This window comes from Pseudoxanthomonas wuyuanensis (genome assembly GCF_900215535.1).
GTDB lineage: Bacteria > Pseudomonadota > Gammaproteobacteria > Xanthomonadales > Xanthomonadaceae > Pseudoxanthomonas_A > Pseudoxanthomonas_A wuyuanensis.
Genome location: NZ_OCND01000001.1, coordinates 475914 through 487130, shown reverse-complemented (window position 1 = coordinate 487130; position 11217 = coordinate 475914). Strand labels below are relative to the sequence as shown.

The 11217-nt window shown below is 64.5% G+C and carries 10 protein-coding genes and 4 tRNA genes; 5 read left to right on the top strand and 9 right to left on the bottom strand.

Annotated features, from left to right (window positions below; all coding sequences use genetic code 11):
* Positions 1-54 precede the first annotated feature (54 nt).
* Positions 55-834: a ferredoxin--NADP reductase gene (locus CRO39_RS02250; protein WP_097120227.1), complete on the top strand. Its 780-nt coding sequence runs from the start codon at positions 55-57 to the stop codon at positions 832-834.
* Positions 835-961: 127 nt separating this feature from the next.
* Here the strand turns inward: CRO39_RS02250 and CRO39_RS02245 are convergent, their stop codons facing one another.
* On the bottom strand, positions 962-1447 hold the full coding sequence (locus CRO39_RS02245; protein ID WP_097120226.1) for a glutathione peroxidase: 486 nt from the start codon (positions 1445-1447) through the stop codon (positions 962-964).
* A 292-nt stretch (positions 1448-1739) separates the two neighbouring features.
* Here CRO39_RS02245 and CRO39_RS02240 point away from each other — a divergent pair, with 292 nt between their 5' ends.
* A complete protein-coding gene (locus CRO39_RS02240) occupies positions 1740-2339 on the top strand; it encodes a hypothetical protein (RefSeq protein WP_141400683.1) in 600 nt (199 codons plus the stop codon).
* Between the two features lie 135 nt (positions 2340-2474).
* On the opposite strand, the gene CRO39_RS02235 is transcribed toward CRO39_RS02240, so the two are convergent.
* A complete protein-coding gene (locus CRO39_RS02235; RefSeq protein WP_238394506.1) occupies positions 2475-4520 on the bottom strand; it encodes an amidohydrolase family protein in 2046 nt (681 codons plus the stop codon).
* 138 nt (positions 4521-4658) lie between these two features.
* Between CRO39_RS02235 and CRO39_RS02230 the strand changes: the two genes are divergently transcribed.
* A complete protein-coding gene (locus CRO39_RS02230; RefSeq protein WP_097120223.1) occupies positions 4659-6836 on the top strand; it encodes a M3 family metallopeptidase in 2178 nt (725 codons plus the stop codon).
* Positions 6837-6928: 92 nt separating this feature from the next.
* Here the strand turns inward: CRO39_RS02230 and CRO39_RS20375 are convergent, their stop codons facing one another.
* A complete protein-coding gene (locus CRO39_RS20375) occupies positions 6929-7345 on the bottom strand; it encodes a hypothetical protein (RefSeq protein ID WP_141400682.1) in 417 nt (138 codons plus the stop codon).
* Positions 7331-7405 (bottom strand) — tRNA-Val (locus tag CRO39_RS02220). Before CRO39_RS02220 ends, CRO39_RS20375 begins: the two co-directional genes overlap by 15 nt.
* A 63-nt stretch (positions 7406-7468) precedes the next feature.
* Between CRO39_RS02220 and arsC the strand changes: the two genes are divergently transcribed.
* Entirely contained in the window at positions 7469-7825 is a 357-nt protein-coding gene (gene arsC, locus CRO39_RS02215) for an arsenate reductase (glutaredoxin) (RefSeq protein WP_097120221.1), read from the top strand.
* A 51-nt stretch (positions 7826-7876) separates the two neighbouring features.
* Here arsC and CRO39_RS02210 read toward each other — a convergent pair whose 3' ends face one another.
* Positions 7877-9499, bottom strand: a complete 1623-nt coding sequence (locus CRO39_RS02210) for an FMN-binding glutamate synthase family protein (protein WP_097120220.1) — start codon at positions 9497-9499, stop codon at positions 7877-7879.
* Between the two features lie 220 nt (positions 9500-9719).
* On the opposite strand from CRO39_RS02210, the gene CRO39_RS02205 reads away from it, so the two are divergent.
* Positions 9720-9869, top strand: coding sequence for a DUF3149 domain-containing protein (locus CRO39_RS02205; RefSeq protein WP_097120219.1), 150 nt, complete (start codon positions 9720-9722; stop codon positions 9867-9869).
* A gap of 67 nt (positions 9870-9936) precedes the next feature.
* Here CRO39_RS02205 and CRO39_RS02200 read toward each other — a convergent pair.
* The 4 genes from CRO39_RS02200 to pgsA all read right to left on the bottom strand — a co-directional run bounded on the left by CRO39_RS02200 (position 9937) and on the right by pgsA (position 11215).
* A tRNA-Leu gene (locus CRO39_RS02200) sits at positions 9937-10023 on the bottom strand.
* Positions 10024-10166: 143 nt separating this feature from the next.
* Positions 10167-10240: transfer RNA gene (locus CRO39_RS02195), tRNA-Cys, on the bottom strand.
* A gap of 261 nt (positions 10241-10501) precedes the next feature.
* Positions 10502-10577 (bottom strand) — tRNA-Gly (locus CRO39_RS02190).
* Positions 10568-11215 (bottom strand): CDP-diacylglycerol--glycerol-3-phosphate 3-phosphatidyltransferase, encoded by a 648-nt coding sequence (gene pgsA / locus CRO39_RS02185; RefSeq protein ID WP_097120218.1) that lies wholly within the window; start codon positions 11213-11215, stop codon positions 10568-10570. Before pgsA ends, CRO39_RS02190 begins: the two co-directional genes overlap by 10 nt.
* Positions 11216-11217: the final 2 nt, after the last annotated feature.

The window sequence follows — 11217 nt, the reverse complement described above, 5'->3', positions numbered from 1 at the left end:
CCTGCGGCAGTGGGCTACAATACGCGACTGACTCGACCCGATGCGCTCCTCCCCATGTCATCCGCTTTTGGCACCGAGACGGTGCTGGACGTCCGCCACTGGACCGACGACTACTTCAGCTTCACCACCACCCGCGACGACGGCTTCCGTTTCGACAACGGGCAGTTCGTGATGATCGGATTGCAGACCGAAACCAAGCCGCTGATGCGCGCGTATTCGATCGCCAGCGCCAACTGGGAAGAGCAACTGGAGTTCTTCAGCATCAAGGTGCCCGACGGCCCGCTGACCTCGCGCCTGCAGCACATCCAGCCCGGCGACAGCATCCTGATTGGTCGCAAGCCCACCGGCACGCTGCTGATCAGCGATCTGCATCCCGGCCGCAACCTGTACCTGCTGGGTACCGGCACCGGCCTGGCGCCGTGGCTGTCGATCATCAAGGACCCGGAAACCTACGAGCGCTTCGAACGCGTCATCCTGACCCATGGTGTGCGCAACGAAGCCGATCTGGCCTATCGCGATTATTTCGAGAAGGAACTGCCGCAGCACGAGTTCCTGGGCGAGGTCATTCGCCAGAAGCTGCTCTATTACCCGGCGGTGACCCGGCACGCCTTCCGCAACCACGGCCGGTTGACCGATCTGATGGCCAGCGGCGAAATGATGCGCACGCTGGGCATCGAACCGCTGGATGCCGAACGCGACCGCGCGATGATCTGCGGCAGCCCGCAGATGCTGGCCGATTTCCGGGTGCTGCTGGATGGCCGCGGCTTTGTCGCCGCACCGCGCATCGGCACGCCCGGCCACTACGTCTTCGAGCGCGCATTCGTCGAGAAGTAGGCGTCTTCGATTCGCCATAGTCGGCGTGGGAACGCCGTCCCCGGCGCGGGCCTCTCAACAGCACCCGAACAGCGAAAGATCCCGCGAAAAGGCCGCTCCTACCCGGGCATTGGTGTTCGCAGGTTCTTCATGATCCCAGCACCTTTTCGATATCGCCGGCCAGCGATTCGGGCTTGTCGGTTGGGGCGTAACGCTTGATCACCTTGCCGTCGCGACCAATCAGGAACTTGCTGAAATTCCATTTGATGGCGGAAATACCCAACAGCCCGCTCTTCTGCTGCTTCAACCACTGCCACAGCGGATGGGTGCCGTCGCCATTGACCTCGATCTTGGCGAACATCGGAAAGCTGACGTCATAATTCAGCGAGCAGAAACTGCGGATCTCGGCTTCGTCGCCCGGCTCCTGATGCCCGAACTGGTCGCAGGGAAACCCCAGCACCACCAGGCCGCGGTCCTGGTAATCGCGCCACAGCTGCTCCAGACCGGCGTATTGCGGAGTGAAGCCGCACTTGGATGCGACGTTGACGATGAGCAACGCCTTGCCCCGATAGTCGGACAGCGGACGCTCCGAACCGTCGATGTCCGTGGCGGAAAAATCGTATGCAGTGGTCATGGCCGTCTCCCTGGGATTTGCGCTATCAGACACCGCCTGCCCGTATTGGGCAAGCTGCGTGCCGCCGGGGAGCCGCCCCATGGGCCGGCAGAACCCTTGCGCCCCAGTCGCGACAGAATCGTCATCCCGGCCCTGCGCCCGGGATGAGGCCGGATTGTCGATTCGAACAGACATCCGATATCAAATGCTCCCGCTTTCCGCCCGCCGCTGTCGGTTACCGGTTACCGGTTCCGAGCAGCCGATACGAAAATGCTCTAGCCTTGCCGACGCCTTGTCCAGCTCGGAGCCGACGATGCAGCACGCCCCCGATCCCTCATCGATGGCCACCCTCTACGTCCACGTCCGCATCCTGCTGGGGATGATCGTCGGCCTGGGATTGACCCATCTGTTGCGCAATCTGGCCAAGATCGTCGAACGGCCCAAGGCGCGCAGGGTCTACTGGGTGCATCTGGCATGGGCGCTTTTCATGTTCATTTACCTGCTGCATTTCTGGTGGTGGGAGTTCCGCCTGGCGCATCAGGCGCATTGGGATTTCAATCTGTATTTCTTCGTCACCCTGTACGCATTGCTGCTGTACCTGCTGTGCGCGCTGATATTTCCCGAAAGCGTGGACGACTATCAGGACTACCGCGATTATTTCTACACGCGCCGGCACTGGTTCTTCGGCCTGCTGGCGGTGATGTTCGTCGTGGATCTCGGCGACACCGCCATCAAAGGGGCCGGATATCTGCACCAGTTGGGCGGCGAATACTGGTTCCGCAATGCGGCGTACGTGGTCGCCTGCATCGGCGCCATCGCCACCCGCCGGCCCGCCTACCACGGCAGCTTCGCGGTGGCCGCGCTGCTGTATGAGCTGTCCTGGATCGTGCGCCGCTACGAGGTGCTGGCTTAGCACTGCTCATCGCTTGTAGGAGCGACATCAGTCGCGACGGCCTATCGGTAAAGCTTCATCGCGACTGACCCGTGCCGGCATGCCGGCACGGCTCCCACATTCCACATGCCCTAGCCCACAATCCCGGTTTTCGCTTCAGCGCGTGGCCGCGGTCGCCGTCGTCTGCACCTGCACCGCCGGCGCAAAAGGTTCGATGCCCAGCGCCTGATGGATCTCGCCGGGGTAATAGGCCTTGTCGCGCTGGATCACCAGCGCCACCTTGCGGATGTCGGCGATATCGCGGGTCGGGTCGCCGTCGACCAGGATCAGATCCGCCTGCTTGCCGGGCGCGATGGAACCGCTGTCGGCCAACGTGCCGCTGTACTTGGCGCCGTTCCAGGTCGCCACCTGCAGCGCCTGGGCCGGCGTCAGCCCGGCCTGCACGTACAGTTCCAGTTCGCGCTGCAAGGTGAAACCGGGCAGTTCGTCGGTGCCGGCCACCAGCGGTACGCCCGCGCGGTACATGCGGCCGACAAAATCGACCAGCTTGTCGAACGAACGCTTGTAGCGCGCACCGGTGGCGTCGTCGGGGATGTTCATCTCGGCGGCGCGGCGGCTGCGCTGCACGTCCGGCGGCAGGTGTTCGGCCACATCGGCAACGATGGGCGACAGCTGGCCTTCGCGCTGATGCAGGAATTCGAACGTGGCCAGGGTCGGGTCCACGACGATCTTCTTTTCCGCCAGCAACGCAATGAAGTCCTGCACCGGCCTGGAGTCGAAATCCAGGCCGTCGGTCTTCTCGGCCACCAGATAGAACCGCTCCAGCGTGCGGGTGTCGGTTTCGGGGGTAACGAAGAAATTCAGCAGCAGCTGATTGATGTGCTGCAGCTCGTCGTAGCCCTGCTCCACCACCTCCTGCGCGCGCATGAAAGCCGGTACGTGGCCGCTGACGCGCAGTCCGCGCTGGTGCGCATACGCGGCGGTTTCGCGCAGCAGTTCCTTCGGGAACGAGTTGTAGATCTTGACCTGCGGGTAGCCGTTGTCGGCGTACCAGTCCACTGCCTTCTTCGCTTCGGCCAGGTCCTTGATCACAAAGCCGTGGCGCGCGGACATCTTGCTTTCGCCTTCGATGAATCCGGCGGCTATCACCTGCGGCGAAAGCAGGGTGCCGGCCTTCTGCTCGGCCATCAACTGCTGCAGGGTCGCATTGTCGTTGCCCATGTCGCGCATGCTGGTCACACCGGCTGCCAGTTGCAGGCCGCCGTCCCAGCGCCCGGCATGGGCGTGCATGTCGTACAGGCCCGGCAGCAGTACGCGGCCTGCGGCATCCACCACCTGTTGCGCGTCCACGCTGGCGCTTCCGGCAGGCCCGACCGATACGATGCGGCCGTCGCGTACCGCCACGTCGGCGGCATCGCCGAGCACGGCGTTCTCGCTGTCGAAGATGCGCGCATTGCGAATCAGCGTGGTGCCGGCCAACGGACGGGCCAGCCGCTTCTGCATGTCCGCCAGCGCCTCGCCTTCGGCGTCTTTCTGGATCTTCTCCAAGGCGTCGGCATTGCCCTGCCAGCCGTCTTCGATCAGCTGCAGAAAACCGGGGAAGATGTAGGCAAACAGCCGCGGCTGCGCTCCAGCGGTCACCCATACGAACGTCGGCGTCAGGCCGATGCCGGTCAGCGCCAGCAGCTCCGCCTGGCGCTTGTCCGCGCCATTGGCGACCTCGGTGCTGGCGACCTTGCGCGCGCTCAGCGCGCCGCTGGGAACCAGCGGCAGCCTGCCGTCGGCACGCCGCGCCAACGCCGCTATCGCCACCGACGAGCTCTGCGGCGTGCCGCCCAGCGGCGTGTACAGCGCGGTGCCGGAAAAGCGGTGCTCGCCCTGATCGGAAGTGGATTTCCAGCGACCGGTATCGCCATCGCGGGTGAAGGTTTCATCCACCGGCGCACCGAAGGTGGAGCTGCCCTTGACCTGGTAGCGCTTGAAAGTGCCATCCTCGGCCAGTTCGTACTCTTCCTTCAGTTCCGGCCCGCGGCCGTTGTCCTTGAAGATGAAATCGACCCGGGTGACGCCATCATCGCCATGGACGACCACCTGGCTGCCGGCCTGGGTGCCGCCATCGACCAGTGCCACATAGCGTATGGTTTCGGCCGCCATCAGCGGAGAGGAAAACAGCAGCAGACAAACGGCGAGGCTCGGCTTCACGGTTCTCTTCCTCCAGGCGGCAGTCCAATCCGCAGCATGGCCGCCCCGGGGCGCTGCCGCCTATGCCTTTCGTCATGGGTTGGCAGCGGACCCTTGGGTTACCCTTGATGGACCATATCTGGAAGGAAGTTGCGTTTCATGACCACCCGCCTCGCCATCGCGCTTGCCGCGACCCTTGGACTCGCCATGCCCGCCTACAGCCAGGCCGCCACCCCGGCCTCACAGACCGCCCAGGCGGCCAATCCCTTCTTTGCCGAAAGCCCGCTGCCGCTGCACTACCCGCAGTTCGACAAGATCGCCGACAGCGATTTCGGCCCCGCCTTCGACGCCGGCATGGCCGAGCAGCTGAAGGAAGTGGAGGCCATCGCCAACAATCCCGAGGCGGCAACCTTCGACAACACCATCATCGCGCTGGAAAAAAGCGGCCAGGTGCTGGACCGCGCCACCACCGTGTTCTTCGCCCTGGTCGGGGCCGACACCAACGATGCCCGCAACAAGCTGCGCGCTGACTACTCGGCCAGGTTCGCCGCCCACGGCGATGCCATCAACCTCAATCCCAGGCTGTTCGCGCGCATCAAGGCGCTGTACGAGCAGCGCGACTCGCTGGGTCTGGACGCCGAAGGCGTACGCCTGATCGAGCGCTACCACACCCAGTTCGTCCGCGCCGGCGCCAACCTGTCCGAAACCGACAAGGCCACGCTCAAGCAGATGAATGCCGAACTGGCCAGCCTGGGCACCCAGTTCAGCCAGAACGTGCTGGACGAGGTCAATGAATCGGCCGTGATCGTCGACAGCGCCGAGGAACTGGACGGTCTGACCGAAGCCCAGATCGCCACTGCCGCCAACGAGGCCAAGTCGCGCGGCCTGGAAGGCAAGTACGTGCTGACCCTGCTCAACACCACCGGCCAGCCGCCGGAGTCGCAGCTGACCAACCGCGCGCTGCGCCAGCGCCTGCACGAGGCCTCGGTCAGCCGCGGCAGCAAGGGCGGCAAATACGACAACCGCGAAATCGTCAGCAAGGTGATGAAGCTGCGCGCCAACCGCGCCAAGCTGCTGGGCTACCCCAACCACGCCGCCTACGGCCTGGAAGACCAGACCGCGCGCACGCCGGAAGCGGTCAACGCGATGCTCGGCCAGCTGGCCCCGGCCGCCGTGGCCAACGCCCAGCGCGAAGCCGCCGATCTGCAGGCGATGATCGACAAGGAGCAGGCCGCCAAGGGCGAGCCCAGCTTCAAGCTGGAGCCGTGGGACTGGGCGTTCTACACCGAAAAAGTGCGCGCGGAGAAGTACGACTTCGACGAATCGCAGCTCAAGCCCTACTTCGAACTCAACAACGTGCTGGAAAACGGCGTCTTCTACGCCGCCAACCAGTTGTACGGGCTGAGCTTCAAGAAGCGCACCGACCTGCCGGTCTACCATCCTGACGTGACCGTCTATGACGTGTTCAACGAAGACGGCAGCCAACTGGCCATCTTCATCGCCGACATGTACGCGCGCAAATCCAAGCGCGGCGGCGCGTGGATGAACTCCTACGTATCGCAGTCGGCGTTGAGCGGCCTTCAGCCGGTGGTGGCCAACCATCTCAACATCCCCAAGCCGCCGGCCGGCGAACCGACCCTGCTGACCTGGGACGAGGTGACCACCACGTTCCATGAATTCGGCCACGCCCTGCATGGCATGTTCTCCAACGTGAAGTATCCGTACTTCAGCGGCACCAGCGTGCCGCGCGATTTCGTCGAGTACCCGTCGCAGGTCAACGAGATGTGGGCCGACTGGCCGTCGATCCTGCAGAACTACGCCAAGCACTACCAGACCGGCGAACCGCTGCCGCAGGCGCTGCTGGACAAGGTGATCGCCGCCTCCAAGTTCAACGAAGGCTTCAAGACCACCGAGTACCTGGGCGCGGCCATGCTGGACCAGCGCTGGCACCAGATCACCGCCGATCAGGTGCCCGCTGCCGCCGGCGTGATGAAGTTCGAGGCCGACGCGCTGACCGCCGACGGCATCAACTACCCGCCGGTGCCGCCGCGCTACAAGACGCCCTACTTCAGCCACATCATGGGCGGCTACTCGGCCGGCTACTACGCCTACATCTGGTCGGAAGTGCTGGACGCCAACAGCGTGGAATGGTTCAAGAACAATGGCGGCCTGACCCGCGCCAATGGCGACCATTTCCGCAAGACCCTGCTGTCGCAGGGCGGCAGCCAGGACGCGATGAAGATCTTCCGCGATTTCGCCGGCCATGACCCCAAGATCGAACCGCTGCTGGAAAAACGCGGCCTGACCGCCCCGGCCACCGGCAACGCCGGCAAGTAACCACGGCCGCTATTGCAGCCATCACGCCACCTTCGGGTGGCGTGTTTTTTTGTGCGGCGGAAATGGCGGCGCGGCAGACCGAAAACGGCGGCTCAGAGAATCGGCCGCTCGCCGGGCAGCGGCGCCGCCGCTACCGCCCGCGGCGTCGCGATCAACGCGCGCGTGGCCTGCAGTTCGGCCGTTACCCGCGCCAGTTCGGCATTGATTTGGCGGCTTTCGGCAATCAGTGCATTCAATTTGTCCTTGGTGCCGAAAATCGCGAACGGCAACAGAAACCACAGGATCGCCAGCGCCAGCAGAAAAACGAAGATGACGATGCCGAGGATGCCCATGCCACCGCTAAGCAGTTCGTTCATTTCCTTCTCCCATCTTGTCTTGTCGACGGCCGAGAGTAGCGACGGCGCTTTGCCGCAGGCAAGCGGCAGGATGTGAAGATGGCGGGCGAAAAAAAGCCACCGCAGGGGTGGCTTCGTTTCCTGGCCGAGAGGCCAATATGGTGGGCGGTACAAGGTTTGAACTTGTGACCCCTGCCGTGTGAAAGCAGTGCTCTACCGCTGAGCTAACCGCCCGATGTTCGGGGCGCAAATGGTAATGGGGCCGGCGGCTTTGGTCAATCGGATTAGACTGGCCGGATGAACCGGACCCTGCTGTACCACAACCCCCGCTGTTCCAAGTCGCGCGCGGCGCTGGATCTGCTGGCCGCCCATGGCATCCAGCCGCAGCTTGTGCCCTATCTGCAGCAGCCGCCTTCCGCGGCCGCGCTGCGGGAACTGCTGGCCCTGCTGGGCCTGCCCGCCCGTGCCCTGCTGCGTACCGGCGAAGCCGAGTACGCCGCGCTGGGGCTGGCCGACGCCTCCCTGGCCGACGAGGCCCTGATTGCCGCCATGGCCGCGCACCCGCGCCTGATCGAACGCCCCATCTTTGTCCACGCCGGCCGCGCGACGATCGGCCGGCCACCGGAGCGGGTGCTGGAACTGCTGGACCGGTAGCGGCGCTCGGGCGGGCGGCGCCCGGCGCCACCCTGCCGCAGTCTCCGCCCGTTACCGGTCCTTCGAATCGCACAGCGCGCTGACCTTGCGCGGCGCGGCGAAACTGTCGCTGCGCGCATCGGCCCAGAAGTCGCGGAACACCGCATGCGCAGGAATACGGTCCAGCAACTCGCCAAATTCGACGAACCGGTAAATCGATGCCAGCGAACGCACCTCGGTCGGCGAGACCCGGCGCAGGATGTGCTCCGGCCCCAGTTGCTGCGGATGCTCCAGGCCGGCGGCGCACAGCATGTCGCGCAGCGCTTTCAGCGTGTTGTCATGGAACTGCTGCACGCGCACGGATTTGTCCGCCACGTCCAGGCTGCGCCAGCGCCGCGGATCCTGGGTGGCCACGCCGGTCGGGCACCGGTCGGTGTGGCAGCTCATCGACTGGATGCAGCCCAGCGCGAACATGAAACCGCGCGCGGCATTGCACCAGTCCGCCCCCATCGCCATGGTCCTGGCGATGTCGAAGGCGCTGGTGATGCGGCCGGCCGCACCGATGCGGATGCGGTCGCGCAGGCCCAGCCCGATGAGCGTGTTGTGCACCAGCAGCAGCGCCTCGTGCATCGGCACGCCGACATGGTCGATGAACTCGGCCGGCGCCGCGCCGGTACCGCCTTCGGCGCCGTCCACGACAATGAAATCCGGCAGCAATCCGGTTTCGTGCATGGCCTTGGCGATGCCGAACCACTCCCATGGATGGCCGATGGCCAGCTTGAAGCCGGTCGGCTTGCCGCCGGACAACTCGCGCAGGCGGGCGACGAACTGCAGCAGGCCCACCGGCGTGGAAAACGCCGAATGGCTGGCCGGCGACACGCAGTCATGGCCCATCGGAACGCCGCGCGTGGCGGCGATTTCCCGGCTGACCTTGACCGCCGGCAACACCCCGCCATGGCCCGGCTTGGCGCCTTGCGACAGCTTCAGTTCGATCATCTTGACCTGCGACGTCTGCGCATTCTCGACAAAGCGCGCCTCGCTGAACCGGCCATGCTCGTCGCGGCAGCCGAAGTAGCCCGAACCGATTTCCCAGACCAGGTCGCCGCCCTTCTCGCGGTGGTAGGGCGATATCGAACCTTCGCCGGTATCGTGGTAGAAGTTGCCGCGCCGCGCCCCTTCGTTGAGCGCCCGCACCGCGTTGGCCGACAGCGATCCGAAACTCATCGCCGAGATGTTGAACACGCTGGCCGAATACGGTTGCGCGCAGGCCGCGCCGATCACGATGCGGAAGTCATGCGAATCGATCGAGGCCGGCGCCATCGAATGGTTGATCCACTCGTAGTCGACGCTGTAGACGTCCTGCTGGCTGCCGAACGGCACCACATCCATCACGCCCTTGGCGCGCTGGTACACCAGCGAACGCTGCTGGCGCGAGAACGGCACCTCGGCGGTATCGCCTTCGATGAAGTACTGGCGGATTTCCGGGCCCACCGATTCCAGCCCGTAGCGGAAATGCGCCAGGATCGGATAGTTGCGCCGCAGCGTGCTGCGGGTCTGCAGCAGGTCCCAGCTGCCCAGCAGCGCCAGCAGGCCAAAGACCAGCGTCGCCCAACCCCACTGCGGCCAGCGCAGGGCCAGCGCCAGCGTCAACAAGGTCAGCAGCAGGCTGGCGGCGTATGCAAGATAGCGTCCCATCGGAACTCCATGGCCAGGAAAGTCGGGGCGGCCCGGCGCTCGGCCAAGCGTATCCGGCACCCGATTCTATTGGTTTGCGGCAAGTCCCGGTTCGAACCGGCCGAGTCGCATCCCCCTCCCCCCCCCGGGGTGCCCCCAAGAGGGATGGCGATTGATTGAAGTCAATGCCCGGTTCTGCCCAGCCACTACGCTGTGCCCACCTACCGAAGGATGAACACGCATGCACCCGATACTGCGCGAAATACTGTTGGAACCGGTCGGCTGGCTGGCCATAGGCGGCAGCTTTGTCATGTTCGGCATCGGTATCTGGGTGGCGGTATTCCTGCGCCGCCGGATACGCGAGGACGAGCGCAACCGCAAGCGCGATTGAGCGCGTTGGCGGCAAGGCCTGTTTCAGCGTGCGGCGCGTCCCATCCGAGCGTGCAACAGGCCTTAGATGGTGCCCGGAGCCGGAATCGAACCGGCATGGCCTTGCGGCCGGCGGATTTTAAGTCCGATGCGTCTACCAATTTCGCCATCCGGGCATGGGGATAGCCTGCCTCAGCCGCCTCCGATTGGAAAGCGGCGCCTGCCGTTGCCGGCGGCGGCCAGGCGCTGAGGACCGCTCCGGCCGGCATAAACAAAAACCGGCCGCAAGGGCCGGTTTACGCCGAATCGTCGGCAAATATGGAGGCCTGGGTCGGAATTGAACCGGCGTACGCGGATTTGCAGTCCGCTGCATGACCACTCTGCCACCAGGCCGGTGACGACTGCGCCAGACTGGCGCAATCAAGGCGCCTTTTCAAGCGCCGAACCTGTTCAAAGTCTGTCGCGAGCGCAGCCAGGTGGCGCGTGGCGGAGCGCAGAAAAGCGCAGTGTACATACAGTACATGAGCATTTCGAGCACCGCACGCGCGCCAGATGGCAAGCGCAGCAAGACTTCGAACAGGTTCTTACAAAACAAAACCCCGCAAGCGGGGTTTTGTTCCATCCCTCTGAAACTTCCCTAAGGGATCCACGTCTTGGAGCGGGAAACGAGACTCGAACTCGCGACCTCAACCTTGGCAAGGTTGCGCTCTACCAACTGAGCTATTCCCGCGTGGTGAGGTGCGAAATTTTACCTGCATCTCGCGAACTGTCAACAGCCTTTTTTTCATCCGCGCGCAGAATCGGCCAGGCCGCGTGCAGGTACTGGATTCCGGACCACAGGGTCAGCAACGCGGCAATGGCCAGCAGCCAGTCGCCGATCACGAAAACCCACTCGCCCAGCCAGATATCCGCCCGCTGGATGTTGCCCGGGGTGGACGCGTACAACAGGCAGCCCAGCGCCACCATCTGCACGATGGTCTTGATTTTGCCCAGCGCGGCAACCTTGACCGTGGCGCGCTGGCCCAGTTCGGCCATCCATTCGCGCAAGGCCGACACGGCGATTTCCCGGCCAACGATGACCGCGGCCCAGATCGCCATCCACATGGTCGGATTGTCCTGCACGATCAGGAACAGCGACACGGCCACCATCAGCTTGTCGGCCACCGGGTCCAGGAACGCGCCGAACGCCGAGTACTGGTGATAGCGGCGCGCAATCCAGCCATCCAGCCAATCGGTCACCGCGGCCAGGATGAAAATGAAGGCGGCGCCGAAATTGGTCCATTTGTACGGCAGGTAGAACACCACGACCAGCACCGGGATCAGCATGATCCGCAACAGTGTCAGCCAGGTGGGGATGGTCAACTTCATTA